The sequence below is a fragment of the Mesorhizobium sp. LMG 17147 genome (assembly GCF_024297145.1).
In the GTDB taxonomy this organism is placed as follows: domain Bacteria; phylum Pseudomonadota; class Alphaproteobacteria; order Rhizobiales; family Rhizobiaceae; genus Mesorhizobium.
In genome coordinates, this window is sequence record NZ_JANCTC010000005.1 from 1 (window position 1) to 24244 (window position 24244).

The 24244-nt window shown below is 62.5% G+C and carries 26 protein-coding genes and 1 pseudogene; 12 read left to right on the forward strand and 15 right to left on the reverse strand.

Annotation, left to right across the window (positions count from 1 at the left end):
- Positions 1-718: pseudogene (locus NMG46_RS11320) on the reverse strand (NAD-glutamate dehydrogenase domain-containing protein); the annotation flags it as partial.
- A gap of 131 nt (positions 719-849) precedes the next feature.
- Between NMG46_RS11320 and NMG46_RS11325 the strand changes: the two are divergent.
- Positions 850-1413: a peroxidase-related enzyme gene (locus NMG46_RS11325; protein WP_254817739.1), complete on the forward strand. Its 564-nt coding sequence runs from the start codon at positions 850-852 to the stop codon at positions 1411-1413.
- A 137-nt stretch (positions 1414-1550) separates the two neighbouring features.
- A complete protein-coding gene (locus tag NMG46_RS11330) occupies positions 1551-1874 on the forward strand; it encodes a hypothetical protein (RefSeq protein WP_254817740.1) in 324 nt (107 codons plus the stop codon).
- A 9-nt stretch (positions 1875-1883) separates the two neighbouring features.
- Here the strand turns inward: NMG46_RS11330 and NMG46_RS11335 are convergent, their stop codons facing one another.
- The gene (locus NMG46_RS11335; RefSeq protein WP_254817741.1) at positions 1884-2498 is read right to left on the reverse strand and encodes a LysE family translocator; all 615 of its coding nucleotides are present in this window, start codon (positions 2496-2498) and stop codon (positions 1884-1886) included.
- Positions 2499-2893: 395 nt separating this feature from the next.
- On the opposite strand from NMG46_RS11335, the gene NMG46_RS11340 reads away from it, so the two are divergent.
- Positions 2894-3520, forward strand: a complete 627-nt coding sequence (locus NMG46_RS11340; RefSeq protein ID WP_254817742.1) for a DUF1062 domain-containing protein — start codon at positions 2894-2896, stop codon at positions 3518-3520.
- Between the two features lie 268 nt (positions 3521-3788).
- On the opposite strand, the gene typA is transcribed toward NMG46_RS11340, so the two are convergent.
- Positions 3789-5618 carry a translational GTPase TypA gene (gene typA / locus NMG46_RS11345; RefSeq protein WP_254817743.1) on the reverse strand — a complete coding sequence of 610 codons (1830 nt, stop codon included), beginning with the start codon at positions 5616-5618 and terminating at the stop codon, positions 3789-3791.
- Positions 5619-5816: 198 nt separating this feature from the next.
- Between typA and NMG46_RS11350 the strand changes: the two genes are divergently transcribed.
- Positions 5817-6098: a hypothetical protein gene (locus tag NMG46_RS11350; protein ID WP_254817744.1), complete on the forward strand. Its 282-nt coding sequence runs from the start codon at positions 5817-5819 to the stop codon at positions 6096-6098.
- Positions 6099-6135: 37 nt separating this feature from the next.
- On the opposite strand, the gene NMG46_RS11355 is transcribed toward NMG46_RS11350, so the two are convergent.
- Both NMG46_RS11355 and NMG46_RS11360 read right to left on the reverse strand, forming a co-directional pair.
- Positions 6136-7710 (reverse strand): alkaline phosphatase, encoded by a 1575-nt coding sequence (locus tag NMG46_RS11355; protein WP_254817745.1) that lies wholly within the window; start codon positions 7708-7710, stop codon positions 6136-6138.
- 279 nt (positions 7711-7989) lie between these two features.
- Entirely contained in the window at positions 7990-9273 is a 1284-nt protein-coding gene (locus NMG46_RS11360) for an MFS transporter (protein WP_254817746.1), read from the reverse strand.
- 82 nt (positions 9274-9355) lie between these two features.
- Between NMG46_RS11360 and NMG46_RS11365 the strand changes: the two genes are divergently transcribed.
- Together NMG46_RS11365 and NMG46_RS11370 are read left to right on the forward strand one after the other, a co-directional pair.
- The gene (locus NMG46_RS11365) at positions 9356-9961 is read left to right on the forward strand and encodes a TetR/AcrR family transcriptional regulator (RefSeq protein WP_254817747.1); all 606 of its coding nucleotides are present in this window, start codon (positions 9356-9358) and stop codon (positions 9959-9961) included.
- 97 nt (positions 9962-10058) lie between these two features.
- Positions 10059-10649 carry a hypothetical protein gene (locus NMG46_RS11370; RefSeq protein ID WP_254817748.1) on the forward strand — a complete coding sequence of 197 codons (591 nt, stop codon included), beginning with the start codon at positions 10059-10061 and terminating at the stop codon, positions 10647-10649.
- A 17-nt stretch (positions 10650-10666) separates the two neighbouring features.
- On the opposite strand, the gene ppa is transcribed toward NMG46_RS11370, so the two are convergent.
- From ppa to NMG46_RS11400, 6 genes are all read right to left on the reverse strand, one after another.
- On the reverse strand, positions 10667-11197 hold the full coding sequence (gene ppa / locus NMG46_RS11375) for an inorganic diphosphatase (RefSeq protein WP_023721304.1): 531 nt from the start codon (positions 11195-11197) through the stop codon (positions 10667-10669).
- Positions 11198-11313: 116 nt separating this feature from the next.
- Positions 11314-11820, reverse strand: coding sequence for a GNAT family N-acetyltransferase (locus NMG46_RS11380; protein WP_254817749.1), 507 nt, complete (start codon positions 11818-11820; stop codon positions 11314-11316).
- A gap of 117 nt (positions 11821-11937) precedes the next feature.
- Positions 11938-12576, reverse strand: coding sequence for a TPM domain-containing protein (locus NMG46_RS11385; RefSeq protein WP_254817750.1), 639 nt, complete (start codon positions 12574-12576; stop codon positions 11938-11940).
- A 10-nt stretch (positions 12577-12586) separates the two neighbouring features.
- Positions 12587-13411: a YgcG family protein gene (locus tag NMG46_RS11390; RefSeq protein WP_254818054.1), complete on the reverse strand. Its 825-nt coding sequence runs from the start codon at positions 13409-13411 to the stop codon at positions 12587-12589.
- Positions 13412-13481: 70 nt separating this feature from the next.
- On the reverse strand, positions 13482-14273 hold the full coding sequence (locus NMG46_RS11395) for a YgcG family protein (protein ID WP_254818055.1): 792 nt from the start codon (positions 14271-14273) through the stop codon (positions 13482-13484).
- 103 nt (positions 14274-14376) lie between these two features.
- On the reverse strand, positions 14377-15021 hold the full coding sequence (locus NMG46_RS11400; protein WP_254817751.1) for a LemA family protein: 645 nt from the start codon (positions 15019-15021) through the stop codon (positions 14377-14379).
- Positions 15022-15183: 162 nt separating this feature from the next.
- On the opposite strand from NMG46_RS11400, the gene NMG46_RS11405 reads away from it, so the two are divergent.
- The 3 genes from NMG46_RS11405 to NMG46_RS11415 are packed head-to-tail and all read left to right on the forward strand — an operon-like array spanning position 15184 to position 17128.
- Entirely contained in the window at positions 15184-15435 is a 252-nt protein-coding gene (locus tag NMG46_RS11405; protein ID WP_254818056.1) for a hypothetical protein, read from the forward strand.
- A gap of 8 nt (positions 15436-15443) precedes the next feature.
- Positions 15444-16328 (forward strand): pyridoxal kinase PdxY, encoded by an 885-nt coding sequence (pdxY, locus tag NMG46_RS11410; RefSeq protein ID WP_254817752.1) that lies wholly within the window; start codon positions 15444-15446, stop codon positions 16326-16328.
- Positions 16325-17128, forward strand: coding sequence for a DUF429 domain-containing protein (locus NMG46_RS11415; RefSeq protein WP_254817753.1), 804 nt, complete (start codon positions 16325-16327; stop codon positions 17126-17128). The genes pdxY and NMG46_RS11415 overlap by 4 nt, the downstream gene beginning before the upstream one ends.
- An 11-nt stretch (positions 17129-17139) precedes the next feature.
- Here the strand turns inward: NMG46_RS11415 and NMG46_RS11420 are convergent, their stop codons facing one another.
- Complete coding sequence (locus NMG46_RS11420) at positions 17140-18342, reverse strand: SRPBCC family protein (protein WP_254817754.1); 1203 nt, start codon at positions 18340-18342, stop codon at positions 17140-17142.
- 413 nt (positions 18343-18755) lie between these two features.
- Between NMG46_RS11420 and NMG46_RS11425 the strand changes: the two genes are divergently transcribed.
- Complete coding sequence (locus NMG46_RS11425) at positions 18756-19160, forward strand: hypothetical protein (protein WP_254817755.1); 405 nt, start codon at positions 18756-18758, stop codon at positions 19158-19160.
- An 87-nt stretch (positions 19161-19247) separates the two neighbouring features.
- Here the strand turns inward: NMG46_RS11425 and NMG46_RS11430 are convergent, their stop codons facing one another.
- On the reverse strand, positions 19248-21335 hold the full coding sequence (locus tag NMG46_RS11430) for a PAS domain S-box protein (protein ID WP_254817756.1): 2088 nt from the start codon (positions 21333-21335) through the stop codon (positions 19248-19250).
- 38 nt (positions 21336-21373) lie between these two features.
- A complete protein-coding gene (locus NMG46_RS11435; protein WP_254817757.1) occupies positions 21374-22153 on the reverse strand; it encodes a response regulator in 780 nt (259 codons plus the stop codon).
- A 46-nt stretch (positions 22154-22199) separates the two neighbouring features.
- Here NMG46_RS11435 and NMG46_RS11440 point away from each other — a divergent pair, with 46 nt between their 5' ends.
- A complete protein-coding gene (locus NMG46_RS11440; protein WP_254817758.1) occupies positions 22200-22886 on the forward strand; it encodes a response regulator transcription factor in 687 nt (228 codons plus the stop codon).
- A gap of 76 nt (positions 22887-22962) precedes the next feature.
- Here NMG46_RS11440 and NMG46_RS11445 read toward each other — a convergent pair whose 3' ends face one another.
- Entirely contained in the window at positions 22963-23130 is a 168-nt protein-coding gene (locus NMG46_RS11445; RefSeq protein ID WP_254817759.1) for a hypothetical protein, read from the reverse strand.
- Positions 23131-23728: 598 nt separating this feature from the next.
- Between NMG46_RS11445 and NMG46_RS11450 the strand changes: the two genes are divergently transcribed.
- The gene (locus tag NMG46_RS11450; RefSeq protein WP_254817760.1) at positions 23729-24193 is read left to right on the forward strand and encodes a L,D-transpeptidase; all 465 of its coding nucleotides are present in this window, start codon (positions 23729-23731) and stop codon (positions 24191-24193) included.
- Positions 24194-24244: the final 51 nt, after the last annotated feature.

The window sequence follows — 24244 nt, forward strand, 5'->3', positions numbered from 1 at the left end:
CGCCGGTGTAGTTGAATTCGCGCATGCCGAGGAAGGTGAAATTGTCGTCGCGCAGCCATTCGAGGAAGGCGATCGCCTCGGTGACATGGGCCTTGTCGAGCGGCACTGGCGAGTAGCGGAATTCCGAAATCGCCTGGTCGAGGCGGGCGAGCATCGGCTTCCAGTCGGTGACGGCGGCGCGCACTTGGCCGAGCAGCTTGGTCAGGCGCGCGGCCAGACCTTCAGCCTGCTCGGCCGAAAGGCGGCCGATATGGACATGGATGACGCTCAGCCGGTCATGGCTGTGGTCGCCCTTGGCATAACCCCCGTCGCCGAGGATTTCCTCGACGCCGTTTTTGCCGTGCCTGACTACTATGACCGGGTGGGTAACCAGCAGCGGCTCGCCGGCGCTCTCGGTGATCTCGCCAAGGACGGAATCGAACAGGAACGGCATGTTGTCGTTGACGACGGTGATCACCGTCATCGGCCGACCCTGGCGGACGACACCGGAATCGACGTCGATGGCAACGACGCAGTCGTCCTTCTTGTGCCTGGCCACTGCGCGGCCGGCGAGTTCGGCAGCGCGTTCGAGATCGATGACGTCGTAGGCGGCGACATCTTCGGCCGGAGCTCGGGCCAGCAGGTAGTCGGCAAGCCTGCCGGGCTTTTCGCCACCCGCGGCTTCACCCCTCGTCAGGCCGGCTTTTTTCAACCGGCTCGCTGACTTTACACTGGCCATGAGTCCCTCCCGTCGCATGTTTTTGCGGCTATGCTAACAGATGACGGGTATTTGGCGACAAAGGTTTGACGGCTTGCGACGAAATGTCGGAATTCACCGGCAGCCTGGCGAAAAACGAGGAGAAATCCGCCATGACGGACAAAATCACCGCACTTGACCTGGCACCGGCGGAGCTGAGCGACGCGACCAAGGCCTATTTCGCCAAATGCCGGGAGAAACTCGGCCTCGTTCCCAATGTGCTACTCGCCTATGCCTTCGACGAGAAGAAGCTGCGCGCTTTCACCGACATGTACAATGATTTGATGCTGGGTGAATCCGGCCTGTCGAAACTCGAGCGCGAGATGATCGCGGTCGCCGTCTCTTCGGTCAACCATTGCTACTATTGCCTGGCCGCGCATGGCGCGGCGGTGCGCCAGCTTTCCGGCGACCCCGCCTTCGGCGAGATGATGGTGATGAATTTTCGCGCCGCCAAGCTGTCGGACAGGCAACGCGCCATGCTCGAATTCGCCGTGAAGCTGACCGAGCAACCGGCAAAGATCGTCGAAGCGGACCGGGCGGCGCTGCGGCAAGTCGGCTTTTCCGACCGCGACATATGGGATGTCGCCTCGACCGCGGCATTCTTCAACATGTCGAACCGGCTGGCATCGGCAATCGATATGCGGCCGAACGATGAATACCACGCGATGGCTCGATAGGGCGCCGCCGTTGCGGGCCAACCGCACATTATATTAGCTACTTCGCATTCTCGTTGCTTGTTTGCCGGTTTGGTCAGATGATCGGCATGCGGCATGACCGCATGCCGGTTCGATGCCGCCGATCAGAGGAGGAGAACATGGCGAAATTTCTCTACGTCTATCATGGCTCGGGCAAGATGCCGACCGAGGAGGCCGAACGGAAGGCAGCGATGGATGCCTGGACCGGCTGGTACGGCAAGCTCGGCTCAGCGGTGGTCGACGGTGGCAATCCAGTCGGCATGTCGAAGACCGTGCTGCCTGGCGGCAAGGTCGAGAACAACGGCGGCAGCAATCCGACCGCTGGTTACACCATCATCGAAGCAAAAGACATCGACGATGCCGTCGGCAAGGCCAAGGATTGTCCTATCTTGACCGACCCAGCCTTTAGTATCGAGATCGCGCCGATCATCGAAATGGGTTGACGCGCCGGCTCAGGACCGCGCCGCGATCGCCGCATCAGCGCCGGCCATGGTGCCGGCGCTGATGCGGTTGGCGATCTTCATCGCCCGCTTGCTTCTCAAGAGCTTGCGCGCCTGCGATGCGGCGAGCACCCAGGTCAAATCGATGGCGACCAGGACCACTGCCATGGTCGCCGTCAGCTCGACCCAGCCGACCACGCTGACCGAACCGAGGTCGATGATGGTCGGCAGCAGCGCCAGATAGAACATCATGATCTTGGGGTTGCCGAGCGTCACAGCCATGCCGGCAAAGAACAGCTTGGCAGGAGAATCTTCGCGCGGCAGCGAACCTTCCTTCGCCTCGACCGGTGCCGTCCACATCTTCCAGGCAAGCCAGCCGAGATAGGCGACGCCGACCCACTTCACGACGACAAAGGCATAATGGAACGTCTGCGCCACCACGGCGAGGCCAAACACCGCCAGAGACAGCCAGATCGCTTCGCCGATCCACATCGCAAGCAGGAACGGAAACACGTCGCGGAAGCCCTTTGCGATGACCCGCGCCACAAGAGCGGCGATCGACGGGCCGGGCGAGCCGGCGGCAACAAGCAGGGCGCCGGCAAAAATCAGCAGCGACGTGAAATGCATGACGGGGTCTCGTTTGAAGTGTTTGGGGTGTTCAACATAACCCAACTGTTCCGGCGACGGTAGCGTCTACCGAAAGAAGGCTTGTCCGCCAGGCACCTCACGGCTAGAGATGTCGTTCCGAAATCCTTTCCGAGCTTCACTTTGCCTACGTAACCGCCGGTCTCGTCAACTCCCCCAACCCAGAGCAGGGCGTCGCAGTCGCGGTGCCTGTTTTCACATGACCTGTTCTTCAGGGTGGCGGTTCGAGACCGGTTTGGCACTGCTGAACCGCTGTCGCGCATAACCACCCGCGACACCTGATTTCCAACTGCCGCAGTCTCTCGCCACGCCGTGCCCGCAAGGGGTTCTCGATATCGCCGATCTGACGAACTTCCCGACGGGAAGGGCTTTTCGGCATGCCTTCGATACTGCGCATCCGCTGGGCGATCGCGCCCAAAACCGCACCTCGACCTCACCTCAACTGCAATCGCTGCGGCGGCCTGAAAGCCTATCGCTGCAGCGGCAAATTCCGCGTCAATGCCAATGGCAAGCGCATTGACGCCTGGTTGATCTACCGCTGCATCGACTGCGACAATTCCTGGAATTTCGGCATTCTGGAGCGCTGCAGCCGCCGGGATATCGAACCGGCAATATTGCAGGCGCTCGAAAGCAACGATCCGGTCCTGGCGCGGCGCCATGCCTTCGATGTTGCCGCATTGCGAAGCAGTATCGGGCGCGTCGAGGAGTTTCCCGAAGCCGCCGTTCATAAGGAGGTGCTCGGCGACAGGCTGAGAAACACCACCGCTCTCGAACTCCAGCTCTGGCTCGAAATGCCGACAGCGCTGCGGCTCGACCGGTTGCTCGCCAGCGAACTCGGTGTCTCGCGATCGCGGCTTCAGGTTTGGGAAGAGAAACGATTGCTGGTCATTAGTCCGGACGGAGCCAAAGCCTTGCGCAGGCCGGCGCGGACGGGAACGGCGATCCGCATCCACCTGTCTGGCGAACCAGACCGGGACGATATCATTTCGGCTGCAGGCAGATGAGGCGACGGCAAGGGCATCCGCAATCGGAGACAGTTGCGGCCAGAGGTCAGTCGCCCTCTTTGGGGGCCGAGCCAATCAAATCCTTGGCCGCATCGAGATCGCTGTCGGCGACTTGCACATGGATCAAGCCGAGCCCGTGTCGAGAAGATAATTCGCGAGAGCGTAAATTCCATACGCGTCGAGCATCGACACGCAAACTTCGGGCTCGGGTCGATTGTCGTATATGACAGCCGTGACGAGTTTACCGCTCACTGCGCGGTATTGCCCTTTATGCCGCGCCGACCACTTTCGCCGACTTCTCAAAACGCTTGCGCTCGTTCGGGTCGAGATAGAGCTTGCGCAGCCGGATGGTCTTCGGCGTCACCTCGACCAGCTCGTCATCCTGGATCCAGGCCAGCGCGCGTTCCAGCGTCATGCGGATCGGCGGCGTCAGCTTCACCGCCTCGTCCTTGCCGGCGGCGCGGATGTTGGTCAGCTTCTTGCCCTTGAGCACGTTGACCTCGAGATCGTTGTCCCTGGAATGGATGCCGATGATCATGCCCTGATAGACCTTGACGCCGGGATCGATGACCATCGGGCCGCGGTCTTCCAGGTTCCACATGGCATAGGCCACCGATTCACCCTGTTCGTTGGAGATCAGCACGCCGTTGGTGCGGCCCGGCAGCTCGCCCTTATAAGGCTCATAGGCATGGAACAGCCGGTTCATCACGGCGGTGCCGCGCGTGTCGGTCAACAGTTCCGACTGGTAGCCGATCAGGCCGCGCGTCGGCGCGTGGAAGACGATGCGCTGGCGATTGCCGCCCGAAGGGCGCAACTCGACCATCTCGGCCTTGCGCTCCGACATCTTCTGCACGACGACGCCGGCATGCTCCTCGTCGACGTCGATGACGACTTCCTCGACCGGCTCCAGCAATTCGCCGTTATCGCCCTTCTGCATGACGACGCGCGGCCGCGACACGGCGATCTCAAAACCTTCGCGGCGCATCGTCTCGATCAGCACGGCCAGCTGCAATTCGCCGCGGCCGGAAACGAAGAACGAATCCTTGTCAGGTGATTCCTCGATCTTCAGCGCGACATTGCCTTCGGCCTCGCGCAGCAGGCGGTCGCGGATGACGCGGCTGGTCACCTTGTCGCCTTCGGTACCGGCCAGCGGCGAATCGTTGACGAGGAAAGACATCGTCACCGTCGGCGGATCGATCGGCTGCGCGTGCAGCGGCTCGGTCACCGACAGGTCGCAGAAGGTGTCGGCCACAGTGCCTTTCGACAGGCCGGCGATGGCGACGATGTCGCCCGCCTGCGCTTCCTCGATGGGCTGACGCTCAAGCCCGCGGAAGGCGAGGATCTTCGAAATGCGGCCGGTTTCGACCTGGGTGCCGTCATGGTGCAGCACCTTGACCGCCTGGTTGGATTTCAGCGTGCCGGATTCGATACGGCCGGTGATGATGCGGCCGAGGAACGGATTGGCTTCCAGGATGGTGCCGATCATGCGGAACGGGCCGGGATGAACGGTCGGCGCCGGCACGTGCTTGATGACGAGGTCGAATAGCGGCGCCAGAGCCTGGTCCTTCGGGCCTTCAGGGTTTTCCGAGACCCAGCCGTCGCGGCCTGAACCGTAAAGGATAGGAAAGTCGAGCTGCTCGTCGGTGGCGTCAAGTGCTGCGAAAAGGTCGAACACCTCGTTGACCACTTCGACATGGCGCGCATCCGGCCGGTCGATCTTGTTGATGACGACGATCGGCTTCAGTCCAACCTTGAGCGCCTTGCCGACGACGAATTTGGTCTGCGGCATCGGGCCCTCGGCGGCGTCGACCAGCACGATGGCCGAATCCACCATCGACAGGATGCGCTCGACCTCGCCGCCGAAATCGGCGTGGCCGGGCGTGTCGACGATGTTGATGCGGGTATCCTTCCAGTCGACCGAGGTCGCCTTGGCCAGGATGGTGATGCCGCGTTCCTTTTCAAGATCGTTTGAATCCATGGCGCGCTCGGCGACGCGCTGGTTGTCGCGGAACGAGCCGGACTGTTTCAGGAGCTGGTCGACGAGGGTGGTTTTTCCATGGTCGACGTGCGCGATGATCGCGATATTGCGGATTTTCATGTTTCGGTCTCGGGAGCGTTGCAGGCAGCAGGCCAAAAGGCGCTGCCTCTTTCGGTTGGGCGGCTCATACAGGGTTTTTCGCATTTGCGAAAGAGGAGGCAAGCCACCAAATAAAGTCACCAAATCTTAAATGTCTTGGTGTGAAGTGGAATTATTAACCAAGGCGGAACCTTTCGTGGTCCGGACAGTTCGAATTTCATGATCGAGACAGGCATCAAACTCCGGCCGATTTTGGCATGTACCGCGCTCGCCGTCCTCCTCGCGGCAAGCGCGGCGCAATCGGCCGCGCCGTCCAAGGAGACGCGGTCTGCTCTGCCGTCCGACAAGCGCTCGGCAGAGCAGCTTTTTGCCGATGCTCCGGACGGCGTCGACCCGGTGGTGACCGGACCGGTCAGCACCGCCTTCAAGCAAAGGCAAAAAAACGCCGGATGCAACAGCGCCGTCTGGCCCAAGATTCCCGTCGTCTGCTATCCCGATTGATGCACATCCACCTTCGGGGTGGTCCTAAAAGGCAATCTCACGCCGACCGCACCGGATCGAGCGTGACCTTGTAGAGTTCGCTGTCGTCGCGATCCATCAGCCGCACCGTCAACTGCTCGGTGGCTCCATCGATGTCGACGAGCCCGAAGAACTGCAGGCCGGCCGACGGCGGCAGGTTCTGACCCTGTTCGGCGGTCGGTGCCTTGATGAACCTCAGCTCCGGGCCGAAAGTCATGTCGAAAGCATTCGGTCCGAATGTGCCGGCGTGGATCGGACCCGAAACGAATTCCCAGAACGGATTGAAGTCCTGGAACTGCGCCTTGTCCGGATTGTAATAATGCGCGGCTGTGTAATGCACGTCTGCGGTTAGCCAGACGGTATTGCTGATCCCCGCGTTCTTTATATAGCGAAGGAGGTCGGCAATTTCCAGCTCGCGCCCCTTGGCCGCGCCATTGTCGCCATTGCTGATTGCCTCGGCCCCGACCTTCTTACTGCCGTCGTTCCAGACGACGAGGCCGAGCGGCATATCGGCGGCGATAATTTTCCAGGTTGCATTGGAATTCGCCAGCTCGCGCTTCAGCCATTTCGTCTGTTGTTCGCCGAGGATGCGTGATTGCGGCGTCATCGTCTCCTGCATATTCGGACCGTTGGGGCCGCGATAGGAACGCATGTCGAGGAAGAACACATCGAGCAGCGGCCCATAGGCGATTTTGCGGTAGACACGGCCGGGCTCAGACGGCTCGTAGCGGATCGTCGTCATTTCGTGAAAGGCGCGCGCCGCGCGTGCCGTCAGTACATGGATGGATTTTTCGGTGTAGCGGTCGTCGGCGCTCAGATCCTTCGAATCCGACCAGTTGTTCACCACCTCGTGGTCGTCCCACTGGTAGAACGTCGGGCAGATGGCGTTCAGCGCCAGCACGTTCCTGTCCATCAAATTGTATTTCCACTGACCCCGGTATTCATCCAGCGTCTCGGCAACCTTGCGTTTTTCGTCGATCAGCACGGTGTTCTTCCACTTGCCGCCGCCGGGCAGGTCGACCTCGTCCTTCATCGCGCCGTCGGCATAGATCGTATCGCCCGAATGCAGGAAGAAGTCCGGCGTGTGCTTGGCGATCGTGGCGTAGGTCTTCATGCCGGTGTCGTCGATGCCCCAGCCCTGGCCGGCGGTGTCGCCCGACCAAGCGAAACGAATGTCGCGCTTCGAGGCAGGTGCCGTGCGGAAGCGGCCGACGATCGGCTCGGAAACGGCGTTGATATCGGAAAGATCGGCCGCGACCATGCGGTAGAAGATGTCCTGGTCGGAGGCGAGATCGGTAAGCAGCCGCTTCACCGTATAGTCGCTGGCCGGCGAGCTATCGAGCGGCGCCAGGCGGACGGCATTGGCGAAGCTCTCCGTCGACGACACTTCGAACATGACGCGCGACGGCGGGTCCGTGCGCGCCCAGACCATGCCGCTGGTCGCGTCGACGTCGCCGGATTGGATCCCGTGGGTAAAGGCCGGGCGCTGATTGGCGCGCGAGTAATAGGGAAGCGCGAGGCCCGACGCGCCGACCAGGCCAACGGCGCTGGCCGACGTGACGAAAGCGCGCCGCGTCATCGAAATCTTGTTCATGGCTGTCTCCTGGATGGCGTTGAACGTCGCCGCCAAGCTCCAGCTTCAATGTTTCAGGCACATTTCGAAACGATGAAGGTTTGATAACAGTGAACAGGCGGGCGATCTCCCCCCCTTGAGGGGGAAATGTCGCCGCAGGCGACAGAGGGCGTCGCCTCGCGTGGAGCGCCGGCTTCCTGCGTCTGCGATAAGAGGCCGAGCCCAGCCGAACCGACCCCCTCTGGCCGCTTCGAGGCCATCTCCCCCTCAACGGGGGAGATTAGCACTCAACTGTGCACCCTAAGCCGCCTGCGGTTCCGGCTCGAAGGCCGGGCGGCTGGTGTTGATCAGCAGCGAGATGCAGGCGGCGGCTATTGCCGTCATACCGGCGATCAGGAAGGCAAGCTCGTAATTGCCTTGCAGCTCGCGCATAGTGCCGCCGAAGAAGGCCGCTGTCGCGGCGCCAACCTGATGGCCGGCGACGATCCAGCCGAAGACGATCGGTCCGCTGCGGTCGCCGAACGCCTCGTTGGAAAGCCTCAGCGTCGGCGGCACCGTGGCGATCCAGTCCAGTCCGTAAAACACGGCGAAGATGATCAGGCTGGTTGCCGAAAAGCCGGAATAGGGCAGATAGATCAACGACAGGCCGCGGATGCCGTAATAGACGCCGAGCAGCTTGCGCGGGTCGAAACGGTCGGTGAGCCAGCCTGATAGCGTCGTGCCGATCAGGTCGAAAATGCCCATCATCGACAGCAGGCCGGCGGCTTGCACTTCGCCTATGCCCATGTCGCCGCAAAAGGCGATCAGGTGCGTGCCGACCAGCCCGTTGGTGGTGAAGCCGCAGACGAAGAAAGTGGCGAACAGATACCAGAACACGCGCGTGCCGGCGGCGCGGCGCAGCGTGCTCAGCGTATGCGAAAGGAAATTGCCTTGCGCGGCCGGCGGCGCCGGCGGCACGTCGTCGGCATCGGCGCCATAGCGGACCATGCCGATCGAGGCCGGGCGCTCCGGCACCAGCATATAGACCAGCGGCACCAGGCAGGCGGTGGCCACGGCAATGGCGATGGCGACCGGCTTCCAGCCGCCTGACTGGGCGAGCGAGGCGAGCAACGGCAGGAAGACCAGCAGCCCGGTGGCGCTGGACGCCGACATCAGTCCCATCACCAGGCCGCGATTGGTCTTGAACCAGCGGTTGACGATGGTTGCGCCGAGCACGGTGGCGACGGCGCCCGAGCTGACGCCGGAAAACACGCCCCAGGTGAGGAGCAGATGCCACGGCTTGGTCATCAACAGGCTGAGCGCGGTCGATCCCGACATCAAAAGCAGCGCGGCAAGCAAGGTGCGGCGCAGCCCAATCCGCTCCATCAGCGCCGCGGCAAACGGCCCGGTCAGGCCATAGAGGAAGATGCCAGTGGCAGCGGCCAGCGAGACGACGTCGCGCCGCCAGCCGAAACTGTTCTCCAGCGGCAGCATCATGACTGCCGGCGCCGAACGCAGGCCCGCTGCGATCAGCAGGCAAAGGAAGATGACGGCGACCACGACGAAAGCGTAGCGCTGGCCAAACGGGCGGGATTGAGCTATCATGTTACTGACCGGTACGTTGCAGGAGCGCGAAACATACGTACCGACCGGTAACATTGTCAACCAGCTAATCGGTACACCAGACATGAAAAGCATTGAACCAACGATCAAGGCGAATGACGCATCGCCGCCTCGCGCCGCCGAACGGATTCTCCAGGTGGCGCGCGACCTGTTTTACCGGCAAGGCATCAGGGCGATCGGGGTCGACGAGATCGTGCGGCGTGCCGGCGTCACCAAGCCCAGCCTTTACCGCAGCTTTCCGTCCAAGGATGAGCTGGCCGCATCCTATCTTCGGCACTATGAGCTCGAATTTTGGGAGCGCTTCGACGAGGCGGTGAATGCCCATCCCGGCGATCCGCGCGCGCAGATCGTCGCCTTCCTGACGCGTGTCGGCAAGCGTACGCAGAAGCCCGACTATCGCGGCTGCGGCATGACCAATGCCGCGGTCGAATATCCGGAACATGGCCATCCGGCCCGCGTCGTGAGCGAGGCCAACAAGCAGGAATTGCGCCGGCGCCTGCGTGCCATGGCGGCAGAGATGGGCGCCGGCGACGCCGACACGCTGGGCGACGGGCTGCTGCTCCTGATCGAGGGCGCCTATATCAGCGGCCAGCTGTTCGGTGTCGGCGGGCCGGCGCAGTCGGTCGCCCGCAACGCCGACCTTCTGATCGAGGCAAGCTTGAAGAAATAGCGTACCGTTTACCAGATCACTGTGAGCAGCCTGAGTTCGTCTAGGCTGCTGCTAGATTTGACGGTACGCTGCGGCAGCCCGAACGGAGTTGTCCGCCATGCGCGCTCTTTTGATCCCGCTTGCCTTCGCCGGCTTCTGCAATGCCGCCCGGGCTGGCGACATATCCAGCGTCTATACCGATCTCGTCTGGGAGAAGGACTGCGTGACTTATGCCCAGGCGGAGGAAGGCGACGGCGACTGGGCCGACCTCGCCTGTTCGGGTTATGGCGGCTACCCGGTGATGGTTTCCTACGACGACGCGCGGGAATCGCTGTTCTACGGCTTTCCACCCGGCGATATGACCACGGTCTGGGAAAGCTTTTCCGGCCTCAACTCGGCTGGACCTAAAGTCGAGTGGCGGATCGAAACCAACGGCAAAACCACCATTCCGTTCGCCGCCATTCATCGTCGCTCGATCAGCGATACCGAGGGCGAGAACAAGTCGACGGAAGTGTTGATCGTCGCCAAGGTTGCCCAGCCTGACACCCACGAAGGCTGCACGATCGGCCTTGTGCTCGCCACCGGTAATCCCGCCGCCAACGATCAGGCGCGCAAGCTTGCCGACGAGAAGGCACCCACCTTCGCCTGCGGCAAGGACAAGCGCGTAGTGATCGGCGACGCGCCCGCTTTCGGCCGCGTCGACAACTGATTATTTGCGCCCGATAATTACTTGCGCTTGGCCCGCTCGATTGCCTCGACGATCATCTTCTTGGCATAGGCCGCATCGTACCAGCCTTCGATCTTGACCCATTTGCCGGGTTCGAGATCCTTGTAGTGCTCGAAGAAATGCTGCACTTGCTGGCGGGTAATGTCAGGCAATTGCGTGTATTCGTGGACGTCCTCGTAGCGTAAGGTCAGCTTGGGCGAAGGCACCGCGATGACCTTCTCGTCCTGGCCGGCATTGTCCTCCATCACCAGCACGCCGATCGGCCGCACATTGATAACGCAGCCTGGCACCAGCGCGCGCGTGTTGCAGACCAGCACGTCGATCGGGTCGCCGTCGCCCGATAACGTGTGTGGTACGAAACCGTAATTGCCGGGATAGCGCATCGAAGTGTGAAGGAAGCGGTCGACGAACAGCGTGCCGGCCTCCTTGTCCATCTCGTATTTGATCGGCTCGCCGCCGATCGGCACCTCGATAATGACGTTGACGTCCTCGGGCGGGTTCTTTCCGCTGGCAATCGCTTCGATCCGCATCGCTTTATCCCTCTCTCGATTGAAGATCGATAGCGGCCGATGGCGAATGGTGCAATGCGGCGAATGGTACTGGGGGGATCGTCCGAACCGAAACCGGCCGGATCATGCGCTGGCCGTCATTCCCAGACGAAAGCGACCTTCTTCAGCGCCTTCTGCTCGAAGATCTCGACGCCCTCGGCCACATCGCGTCCGCCGGCGCCGGCATAGAAGGCAAGTGCGTTCTGATTGTCTTCCAGCGCCCACACCACCATGCCTTTCAGGCCATGGTCGGCCAGCCGTGCCCGTGCGGCTGCGAACAGCCGGCTGCCGAGCCCGATGCCTTGATACTCCGGCCGCAAGTAAAGCTCGTAGATCTCGCCCTGCTGCCTGAGTTCACGTGCTCGGTTCTTGCCGATCGTCGCGTATCCGGCAATTTTGCCGCCGATTTCGACGACCAGGACGGTGGCGGCCCGGCGAATGGCATTTGCCCACCAATCGGCACCGCGGCGGTTGATCATCGATGTCAGTGTACGGTGCGGGATGATGCCCGAATAGGCGCCGCGCCAGGCCTCGAGATGCACGTCGGCAATGGCGGCTGCATCGCGTGGTTCGGCTTTCCTGATGTCGATGCTCAGCGTATTCATGATTGGTTAACCATAAACCCGCCGCGCCCGATTGCAAGAGTCCGGTCGGCCGCCGCGATGCTTTCACACAGCCGAACAGTGCGTCCTTGAGACGCTGGAAAACCGCTTTTAGCGAGATCAAATCTCGACCAGATGGTCGTCCAGTTCGTTGCTGTCGCCGGTCGAGACCGGAAAATGCTCGGCCAGTACCGCACCGACCGCTTCGATCGCCTTGACGAACCCGTCGGCAAGCCGATCGTCGCCGGCATGCGCCGTAAGGTCGCGGACGACACCGTCCCAGACATGCTGGCCGACACGAGAATCGATGCCGCTGTCGGCGACCACCTCGGCATAGCGCTCGGCGATCGAGACGAACACCAGCACGCCCGTGCGCGCCGTGGTGCGGTGGACGTTGCGGGCGAGAAACTGCTTCATCGCATTGGCGTGGGCGGCTTGGTAGCGCAGACGCCTCGGCACCAAATGGATGCGCAATGCGGGCAATGCCCACAACAGGATGAGCACACTGGCAAGCGCCAGCAGCTCGGCGATGACGAAATGCGGCAAGCGGATCGACAGCCACCAGGCTTCCAGCCCGTAACCGACGGCGAGGCTGACGACGAGCATGCCGAGCATCGCCATGAAAGCGGCCGGGAAGAAATAGCCGTCGCTGGCATGCGCCACGACGCAGTAGATCTCGCCGTCGGTCTTTGCTTCGGCAGCGCGGATCGCATCGGCGATGCGCTCATGATCCTCGGGGCTGATCGGTCGTGTTGCCATGATTGATGTCTCACCAGCTTCCTGAAGAACCGCCGCCGCCGGACGAACCGCCGCCACCTGAAAACCCACCGCCCGAACTTCCGGACGACCAACCGCTGCCGGAACTTCCAGACGACCAGCCACTGCCGGACGAGGTCCCCGACGTCCAGCCAGCGCCACCGGAGGATGACGACGCTGGCCCACGGCCGTAGCGGAACGTCATGCCCAGCCACTTGTACACGCCCGGCGACAGCTTCGTGCCGAAGATCGGCGGCAGGAATGCCATTGCCAGGCCGCCGAAGAACATCGTCGCCCACAGGACGATGAACAGAACGAAGATGGGATCGACAGGATTGTCATTCGCCGGATTGCGCTTGCCGCGGGCTTCCAGCTCTTCGGGATTGCCTTCCAGCACCATGATCATGTCATCGACGGCCTTGCTGATGCCGCCGGAGAAATCGCCGGCACGAAAAGCCGGCACCATGTCGTTTTCGATGATCAGCTTGGTGTGCAGGTCGGTCAGCGTGCCTTCCAGCCCATAGCCGACCTCGATGCGCATCTTGCGGTCGTTCGGCGCCACCAGAAGCAGGACGCCGTTGTTCTCCTTCGCCTGGCCCAGTTTCCAGGCGCGGAACAGCCGGTTGGCGTAAGGCTCGATTTCCTCGCCGTCGAGGCTGGGGATGGTCGCGACGACGATCTGGTCCGAACCCTTGGTCTCGAAATCGGCAAGCTTCTGCGTCAGCGCCGTCTCGGTTGCGGCATCGATGATGCCGGCATTGTCGACGACCCGTCCGGTCAGCGCCGGCAATTCGGCGGCAATGGCCGCGAAGCCGACCAGCAGCACCGCCATGGCCATAAGCGCGGTGCCGATCGTTTTGATGAAACGGCTGAATTCCACCGGGCTGATGGCGTGTCTTGTCATCTCGTCACCAACTTCCCGAGGAGCCGCCGCCACCGGACGAACCGCCGCCGCCGGAAAACCCGCCACCGCTTGAACCCGACGACCATCCCCCGCCGGAATCTCCCGACCAGCCGCCGGACGACCGCCGGTTTGGCTCGAAGGTCATGCCCAACCAGCGATAGCGGCCCGGACCGATCTTCTGGCCGAAGATCGGCGGCAGGATGGAGGCTGCGAGGCCGCCGAAAAAGATGATTGCCCAGATCGCTATGAAGATCGTGAAGAACAGATCGTCGCTGTTGAACGGCGCCTGCTGGTTGCGCTTGCCGCGCGCTTCCAGCTCTTCGGGATTGCCTTCCAGCACCATGATCATGTCATCGACGGCCTTGCTGATGCCGCCAGAGAAATCGCCGGCCCGGAAGGCCGGCACCATGTCGTTTTCGATGATCAGCTTGGTGTGCAGGTCGGTCAGCGTGCCTTCCAGCCCATAGCCGACCTCGATGCGCATCTTGCGGTCGTTCGGCGCCACCAGAAGCAGGACGCCGTTGTTCTCCTTCGCCTGGCCCAGTTTCCAGGCGCGGAACAGCCGGTTGGCGTAAGGCTCGATTTCCTCGCCGTCGAGGCTGGGGATGGTCGCGACGACGATCTGGTCCGAACCCTTGGTCTCGAAATCGGCAAGCTTCTGCGTCAGCGCCGCCTCGGTTGCGGCATCGATGATGCCGGCATTGTCGACGACCCGTCCGGTCAGCGCCGGCAATTCGGCGGCGAGAACGATGAGAGGGAGCAGGAGAAAGGTTAGAACGAAGCCAAGAAAAATCAGGCCGGCGTTTCTTCCCACCCCCCTCTGTGGGGAGATGTCCGGCAGGACAGAGGGGGGCGCGAAGGAATACAAGGCCAACAGGCCCAGGCTCAACAGGCGCCGTTCACCCGCCTTGCGTGGTGCTGGTGCCGAAATCGACCTTCGGCGGCTGCATCTTATCCTCCTCGATGGTGAAGTTCGCAAACGGCTGGTTGCCGCGAAACCACAAGGTCGCCCAGATCACCGACGGAAAGGTCCTCAGCGTCAGATTGTACTCTCTCACTGCCTGGATATAGTCGCGGCGGGCGACCGTGATGCGGTTCTCGGTGCCTTCGAGTTGTGCTTGCAGCGCCAGAAAGTTCTGGTTGGCCTTGAGATCGGGGTAGTTCTCCACCACTGCCAGCAGGCGCGACAGCGCGCTGGTCAAGCCGGCCTGGGTGTCCTGGAATTTCTTGAAGGCTTCCGGATTGTTCAGCGTTTCCGGCGTCACAGTCACCTGCGTCGCCTTGGCGCGCGCTTCGACCACGGCATCGAGCGTATCCTTCTCGTGCGCGGCGTATCCCTTGACCGTGTTGACAAGATTGGGGATGAGATCGGCGCGGCGCTGGTATTGATTCAACACCTCGCTCCATGCTGCCTTGGCGTTTTCCTCAGCTGTCGGGATGGTGTTGTAGCCGCAGCCCGCAAGCAGCGGCAGCATGACGGCCATGACCAGGAACGCAGCTATATTACGGAAGATTGGCGGTGAACAAAGGCGCTGGGCGAGCATGATAAGGTCCCCTCGATAGCATTGGCAGGCGAAGCATTAGCACAATCCTTGCGTAAGAAAATGACTTCGGCCGAGAAGTGTTACTGGTTTCTGCCATTCACCGTCAGGCCCTGTGACAGGCAAGGCGAACGGGTTAAGCTCGGCATGAAACGGGGTATCACCATGGCGAAACGCCACGACAGCGACGCGGAATCGCGCCGCATCATCGAGCGGGTGGCGCGCGAGACCGACCCGGGCGGCACCTCGTTCCTCGCGCGAACAGCCAGAGGTGCGCGCGACCGCGTCACCGCGGCCGATGCCGACCGGTCGGATCCGATCGAATATTGGGGCACCCGCATCGGTCGGGCAGCGGGCTTGCTTATTGCCATCGGCCTGTTGATCTGGCTCGTGCTTTTCGTCACCAGGGGCAGTTAGGAAAATCAATGAGTGCCGAAAAAACCGACGCGCCGCGCGCGGTCATCGTCGTCTCCAGCCATGTCGCACGTGGCTCGGTCGGCAACCGTGCCGCCGTCTTTGCGCTGGAGACGCTCGGCTTTCCGGTTTGGGCGGTGCCGACCGTCATTTTGCCCTGGCATCCGGGCCATGGCCGGGCCACCCGCATCGTGCCGCCGCTGGACCAGTTCAAGGCGCTGATGACCGACCTCGAGCGCGCGCCGTGGCTGGGCGAGGTCGGCGCCGTGCTGTCCGGCTATCTCGGCGAGGCTGGCCAGGCCGATGCCGTTGCTTCGCTGGTCGGCGCGGTCAAGGCGAAGACACCGGAAGCCCTCTATATCTGCGACCCGGTGATGGGCGATTCGGGCGGCCTCTACGTACCTGAGCCGACCGCTATCGCCATGCGCGACCGGCTGATGCCGATCGCCGATATCGCCACGCCCAACCGCTATGAGCTGGAATGGATGGCCGGAGCGCCGCTGCCAGACCTGAAATCGGCAATGGCTGCGGCCCTGCAGGCCGGCCCACCGGCCATGCTGGTCACTTCGGCGCCGGCGATGATGGCCGGCGGCACCGGCAATTTGCTGCTCACAGGCAGGGAGGCGCTGCTTGCCGAACACCGGCTCATCGACAAGCCGCCGAATGGGCTCGGTGACCTGACGGCTGCCGTCTACCTGGCGCGGATCCTGTCCGGCCAGCCGGCCGCCAAGGCTCTGCAATCGACCACCGCGGCGGTCTACGAGATCCTGGCGCGCACCGCCAAGCGCGGTGGCGACGAATTGCAGCTCGAGACCGATGCCCAGAGCCTGTCGCACCCAATGGCGATGGTGCAGCTTCGCCATCTCCTGCATCCGGAACGGGACCGCCGGGCGTGACGCAGGCCGAAAACGCCGTGCCGCAGGACGATGCGCCCGAGGACGTTGTGCTTGTCGGCGTCGACGGTTGCAAGGCTGGCTGGATAGCCGTCCGCCGCGATCCCGGTGCGGCACCGTCTACAGCCGTTTTCCCAAGCTTCGCGGCGTTGCTCGACCGACTGCCCGTCAATGCGATCGTGGCGGTCGACATGCCGATCGGCCTGCCCGATTTCTCGCAAAGAGGCGGTCGCGGCCCGGAGGCGCTGGTGCGGCCGCTGCTCGGGGCCCGGCAGTCCAGTGTCTTTGCCATCCCCTCCCGGGCCTCGCTCTACGCCGAGATCGAAGCCTTCACCACGGTCGATGCCTGGTATGCCGCACATCGCAAGGCAAGCGAGGTGGCCAGGACGACATCAGATCCGCCGCGCGGCGTCTCGATCCAGGCCTTCGGCATCTTCGCCAAGATCCGCGAGATCGATTCGCTGCTGATCGCGCGGCCCGAACTGCGCAGCCGCGTCTTCGAATCGCATCCGGAAGTTGCCTTCTGCAAACTGAACGGCGACCGCGCTATGCGCCTGCCCAAGAAGATCAGGGGCAACATCAATCCGGCCGGCATGGCCGAACGCAAGGCGCTGCTTGCCCAGCATGGCTATGGCGAGGATTTTCTCGAACAGACGCCGCCGCGCGGCGCGGCCGCCGACGATTTCCTCGACGCCGCGGCAATGATGGTGGTTGCCGGACGCATCGTCCGAGGCGAGGCAATGCCGTTTCCGGATCCGCCGCTCGCCGATCGTTTAGGCATTCCGGTCGCCATTTGGGCCTGAGGACCAGGGCGTCAGGAGCGTGATCTGAGCGCCTCGTTGAGTGCCCACATATCCTTCTCCTCGGGCGCAGTCTCCAATCCGAGCACGGGAATTTGCTTACGTAAATGGTCGTGGTGGGTGCGCACGCCATATTCGAGATCGGAGAGGTAAAAACCTCCGAAGGCTTCGGACAGCATGGATTCGTTGGACCACATCGAAAGCTGCACGTCCTCGGCCAGCGTGTCGCGATCGATGCGGTAGGACAGGTAGCGGGCAGCCGCCTGTTGCCTGGTCTCGTCGCGATAGCGGTAGATGGCGCCGCGCAGCAGCGTCTCACCCGTCGACAGCGGGAATTCCTGATAGAACTGTACCGATTCCGGCATGATCGACAGCACGTTGTTCGGGAAGATGCCGTAGTAGATCCAGGCCTTGCGCAGGTGCTCCGGCAGGTGCTTCGCCTCGGGTGCGAGCTTGATATATTGCGCGACGCTCCAGCGCCGTCCGGCATGCGGATTGTAAGTGGCGAACGAGCGCGACACGCCGTTGACGAACGGCTCGTCGAAATAGGTTGCACCGTAAAGATCCTGCAGTGCCGGATGTGCCATGGCGACGTGGTAGCCTTCATTGTCGACGTCGCGCACCGACTTCCAGTTGACCGGCGTGTTTTGGGTCCAGATGCCCCGGGACGGCACCATCTCGACTACGCCATAATGAGCAATCTCGGCTTCGATCGGCTTCAACAGCTCGGCCACGGATGGCTGCGGCGCACCCTTGCGGAAGCGGATGAAGATGAAGCCCATCCAGACTTCGAGCTCGAGCGGCATCAAGCCGAATTCGGTCTTGTCGAGGTCGGGGAAGGAACGCGGGCGGGCAGCACCGCGCAGTGTGCCGTCGAGATTGTAGACCCAGCCATGGAAAGGGCAGACCAGCGCGTTCTTGCAAGTGCCCTGGCTGTCGGCGACAACGCGACTGCCGCGGTGGCGGCACATATTGTTGAAGGCGCGTACAACGCCATCCTTGCCGCGCACGATCAGCGCCCGCTCGCCGACCACATCCATCGTCAGATAGTCGCCGGCGTTCGGCACGTCGCAGACATGGCCGGCGATCTGCCAATGATTGCGGAAGACGTGCTCTTTCTCGAGTTCGAGCAAGGCGTCGGAATGATAGCTCCAGCCCGGCAGCCCCCGCCGATCCCAATCGTTGGGAATTGCCACGTCACGCAGATGGGGGTTCATAAAGGCTCTTTATTTATTGAATGCTCGTTCAATAAAAGCATATTTCCCGTTGAAATGCAATGGCTTGCGAAAATGGGGCGAATTTTTGACGGGAAATCGAGCGGGATTTGAGAGCCGAGTCCGAACAATCGAAGCCAGGAAAATCCCGGGAATTCCGGACGTTAATCCCCTTACACTTGTTGAACCCCGACGCTCCGTGGGCCTGGAAAGGCGACGTGGATCTGGTGCCGTGGGTAGCTGAAAACGAGAATGCCACCGGTGCTGCCGGCTACGCCTGATCGGTTTGCCCAGGAATGGCCGCGGGCTTGGTTTCATGCCGGTTACACAATCGTTAATCCATCATCGTTGGCCGGTTACAAGGTGCGATTAGGTTCGTTTCAACAGAGAAAAGAAGAAGACCGAAGGAAACGACGATGCGTACGAAAATCCAGGTCACCAATACCGACCTTCGCCAGCAGGGTCCCCAACGTAACGACCGGCGCCCGAAGCTGGCGCTGCGCCAGCGCGCCAGTGATCATCCAATGGCGATGTTCATGCTGCTGGCGTCCGCCGCATTTGCCGGCATGGCGTTGACGCCGACCGTCGGTCCGGCCTTCGCCTCACTGAACCCGCCGGCCAACCTCATCGATGGCGCGACGACCACCACCAAGACGGCGCGCCTGCCGATTTCGGAGATCGATTTCGCCTGCAAGGGGCAGGCCTGGGGCGCCGAGAGCCTGGACTGCCTGCGCGTCATCGCCGCCCAGTCGGGCAAGGCACGGCCGGTCCGCATGATCGCCAACGCCGCCCCGCTGGCCGATACGCCGAACGTTTTTTGATTTTTGCGAGCGCCCTCCAGCACTCCAGTCAGGCTCCCGCCGCAATGTCGGCCGGGAGCCTTTTTCTTCCGGGAGAGATGGCGGAGTCTAGCCGCCCAGAGCGGCCTGCTCGGCAATGGCCGAGAGCACGCCGCGCACATCCAGCGTGCTGAACGGTTTTTCGAGGATTGGCGGCCGTTGCGGCGCCGGCAGCGCCTCGATCTCGCCTTTCGCGCCGATCAGATCGCCGGTGACAAGCACGAAGCGCCGCGCCAGACCCGGCAATTCGCCGAGTAGCTCGCGATAGGCGGCTATGCCGCTGGTGCCGGGCATGCGCAAATCGGAAAACACGATGTCCGGCGGGACATGGCCACTCAGCGTCGCGGCGGCCGAGACCCAGGCCGGCACGATCCGCGACTTGATACCCATCAACTCCAGAATGTCGGACAGCGACGCGGCGACATCCGGCTCATCGTCTATGATCAGCGCGTGACGCAAGCCGCTCGACCGCGACGGAGCTTCGCCGGCGGCGGCCGCGCCGGCCGCGATCGCCGGCAGCTGCACGACAAAACGCACACCTCGCGGCGAAACCTCCTCGAACCAGATATTGCCATTGTGCCGCTCGATGATCGATTTCGAGATCGACAGACCGATGCCGGTACCGACACCGACCGGCTTGGTGGTGAAATAGGATTCGAATATGCGTGAACGTATCGCTTCCGGCACGCCTGGTCCGTTATCCTCGACCGAGAATCCGGGATTGCCGCGGTCGCTGCGAAACGTCCGGACCTTGATCCGGCGGTCGCCGGCAACGCCGGCCAAGGCATGCTGGCTGTTGATGAGGAAGTTGGCGGCCACCTGCGTCACGTGGTCGGCATCTGCCATCGCCAGCAGCGGGCCGCTGGCGAAATCGGTGTCGATGATGATGCCGCTCGACCGTGCGCCATAGGCGGTCACTTCGAGTGCGGCGCGGATCACCTGGTTGAGGTCGGTTTCGGCCTGTGCGGCCGGGTGCAGGCGGACCATCGACAGGAAGCTCTTGACGATACGGCCGCAGCGCTCGGCAGCGGCGCGCACTTTTTCGGCGCGCACTTTGGTCTGCGGATCGGCGGCGAATTCGTGCAGCAGCGTCGACTGGGCGACAACCACGGCCAGCGGATTGTTGAGCTCGTGCGAAACGCCGGCAAGCAGCGAGCCCATTGCCGCCATCTTCTCGTTCTGGTGCAGTTTTTCGCGCTGGCGGTTGATTTCCTCCTCAGCCCGCAACTTGTCGCGCAGGTCGCGGATCGAGCCGAAGATCAGCTGGCGATCGGCGACCCGCATCTCGGTTGCCGTCAGCTCGATCGGGAAAACCTCGCCAGCGGCATTCTGGGTGACCGTTTCAAGCCGTTGGCCGACCATCGGCGCGCCGCGGCCCGACATGTATTCGGCGCCTGACGCATAGCCCTTGCGGTAATATTCCGGCACGACCGTATCGAGCAGGTCCTTGCCGAGGATATCGCTGCGCCGATAGCCGAACATCTTCTCGGCGGCCGGATTGAATTCGATGATCGAGCCGGTCTCGTCGATGACGATGATAGCGTCGAGCGAGGCCTGCAGCATGGTGCGGCGAATGACGTCGCTGGCATGCGCGTCGGAGGGCGACCGTTCGATGGCATCGCCGATGGCGAGTGCCACCATGTGCAGCGCCGCCTCTTCCTGGTCGGTCCATTCGCGTTCGTGGATGCAGTCGTTGACCGCCAGCGTGCCCCACAAATTGCCGTGCGAAAAGACCGACACCGACAGGAACGACTTGATGTTCTGCTTTTCGAAATCGGTCCGCAGAAAGCCTTCGAGATCGCGTGTGTGCCCGGCGAAAATCTTGCCTTGACGCTCGTCCTCCGCCAGCCGTTCCAGCAATGGGTCCGAATCGACGACCGACTGCATGATGACGGTCGGTGACGCCAGCTCGCCGCCAAACCGGGGGGCGATCCAATAAGCGGCGACCGACTGGGCGAAGCCCTGGCCAGGCAGTTCGCGCAGGCGAAACAGGATGCCGCGGTGACAATCCATGGCTTCGCAAAGCGTTTGGAGGATACCCTCCATCTCGCGCTGCCAGTCACCGGCTTCGCGCAGCCGGCGAACCACATGCACGGCCACCATCGCCGCGCCCTGCCTGGCGCCCTGCACGTCCACGCGTGTTGTTTCAGCCGTCATGATCAGCCGTCATTTCCTGGCCGCGGCTTCCTCAAGCCTTAGTTATTTTCGCCCACTGGCAGCGAGAAGATATAGCCTTCGCCGCGCACCGTGCGCAGGAATTTCGGATTGGCCGGATCCGCCTCGATCTTCTTTCTCAGCCGCATGATGCGGATGTCGACGGCGCGGGACGATTCCGGATCCTCGACGAAACCGATCGCCTCGGAGATCGCCGCCCGCGTCAACAGCCGGTTGGCGCGCGTCAGGAACACCTCCAGCACGTCGAACTCGCTCTTGGCCATGTCAATGACCGCGCCGTTGGCGCCGGTGACGAGCCTGCCGTCGAGATCGGCGTGAAAGGGTCCGAAGCTCACGGACCGGCGGCCGCCGGATGTTTCAGCCTTGGCCTTTTGTGGCTCGGTCGGCTCCGGAACGCGACGCAGCACGCTGCGCACCCTGGCCAGCACTTCGCGCAATTCGTAAGGCTTGACGATGTAGTCGTCAGCGCCGAGCTCCAGTCCGACGATGCGGTCGAGCGCGGTACCGGCGGCCGTCGCATAGATGATGCCGATCGGCATTTTCGAGCGCATCCAGCGCCCGAGCGACAGGCCGTCCTCGCCCGGCATGGCGATGTCGAGAATGGCCAGATGGAAGGACTGCACTTCCAAGAGGTCGCGCGCCGCCGCCGCACTTTCGGCCGTGGCCACATCATAGCCGCTGGCGCCCAGATACTCGGCGACCGCGTCCCTCAGGTCGGGCTCGTCCTCGACAATGACAATTCGTGCACGCACGATGCTTTCGCTCCCGCTTTCAGTGGAAAGTAGATTGGGTATAAACATGATGTCCAGCACTCTTCTTGGGTTGCCGTATGCGGGGTAGAAAAACATGGCTGCACGATCCGTTATCGCGCTTGTTTCCGTCGCTGAAGTAATTGCCACCGATCTCGCCGATCATCTCGAGCGGCGCGGTCATGACGTCCGTGCGGCGCGACAGCCGTGGGAAGCCGAATCGCTGCTTTCGGAAAAGGGTATCGATGTCGTGGTTGTCGGCGACAGCGTCAGCCAGGCAGAGGGGCGCGACCTGCTCAGGCGACATGGCGGCGAAGGCGGACCGGATTTCATCCTGATCTGCCGCCCGGCCGATCTGGTCGACAAGGTGCTGGCGCTCGAACTCGGCGCCGCCGACGTCGTCGAGAGCCCCCTCAATGTCAGGGAGCTTGCGGCTCGCGTCGGCGGCCTTCTGGCTCGGCGCGGCACGAGCGCCGGGGAACTGATCGTGCTGGAGAACGCGACCGTCGATCTCCGATCGGCCATTGTCATGCACCGCTCGGGAACGGAAGAACAGCTGTCCCCCGGGCAGGTGGCGCTGCTCAGGCTGTTCCTGGCCAGCCCGCGCAAGGTTTTGACGCGGGACGACATCATCGCCGCCGCGCCCGCCGAAAATGCCGAAGCCTTCGATCGGTCGATCGATTCGCGCATCGTGCGGCTGCGCCGCAAGCTCGACACCGAAACCATCACCACCATACGGGGTGCCGGTTACCGATTCGATCCGCCGACGCAATTCGCCGATTGAAGGCAGGACAGCCACCCTTTTGTCTTGAGCATCGGGTTTTCCCAAAACCGGTTTCCACTTTGGGGTCCGATGCTCTTCAGCGCACCACGAGAAGCGACGGGCCGGACGGCATGTCACCGGTCGTACTGACCTCGCCGGCATGGGCACGTTCCTTCAGCAGCACGGTGGCGAGGCCGGCAATGCCGAGCAGCCCCTGGACGTAAAGCAGGGCGGAAAGCACGGAAGCGGCGAATTTCGTTTTCATCCTGTTCGTTCCTCAAAATTGGAATTTACGGGCACTTCAGGGAACCCCCGAAGCGCCCGCGCCGCCAGCGGAGCCCCCCGTTGCGGCGCGGGCCTTCGGTCCTCTCGGCTGCAAGTTGCCGGAGGCGCCGCGCATCCTCAACGGCCCTAAGCCGCCCCCGCCAGAGGGGCTTGAGCCGGTCGACGCGCAGGCTGGAAAGTGTCCAGATCAATCCAGGCCGTAGCGAAAACAGTGTTGGCTTCCGATCGTTAGTTGCCCGCTGTTTCGTTAGATCAACTTTGCCTGTTCGCTGTATCCGGATCATGCCGCCGAGGCTGCGCTTTGTTGCAGCTCGGTTTCGGAGTCAGGTGAATTCCTATCAAACGAAAGGCAATCGCGTATTGGCGCCGCGGTTTGGCCGATCCGCCTAGGCAAACACGCCACCCGTCATGACGACGTCGTGCAACTGCAAGCTGCTTTGCACGGACCTTTTCTGTTAACCAGGGGAAACAGAATCGAAACACAAACGAGCATCTTGCGAAATCGGCTTGAAACATGACGCCCCGATAAGCCGGTCATGAATTGGGCCGGCCCCGACCGGCAGAATAGGGGAGACATCATGTACACTGCCATTTCCGCCAAGCTCATCAACATCGCCGCCGCCGTCATCACCGGTACTGCCTTGCTTGTCAGTGCCGGCAACGGCGCAGCCCACGCCGCCGCCAACAAGATCGTCGCGCGTGTGTCGCTATCGCAGCAGACCATGGAAATTCTGGTCGACGGCCGGCCGACATTCGCCTGGAAGGTTTCGACGGGCGACAGGACGCACGTCACACCGACCGGTTCGTTCAAGCCGACCCGCATGCATGAAATTTGGTATTCGAAGAAATACGACAACGCCCCGATGCCGCATTCGGTGTTCTTCAACGGCGGCTACGCCGTACATGCGACAAGCGCCATCAAGCGCCTCGGCCAGCCGGCCTCGCATGGCTGCGTGCGTCTGCATCCGGACAACGCCGCCGATTTCTACCAGCTCGTCGAGGTCTTCGGCCCGGCCAACACCAGCATCGTCATCGTCAAGTGAGCGATGCTGCTCTCGTCGCTCTCAAAAAGGCCGGAAATCCGGCCTTTTATT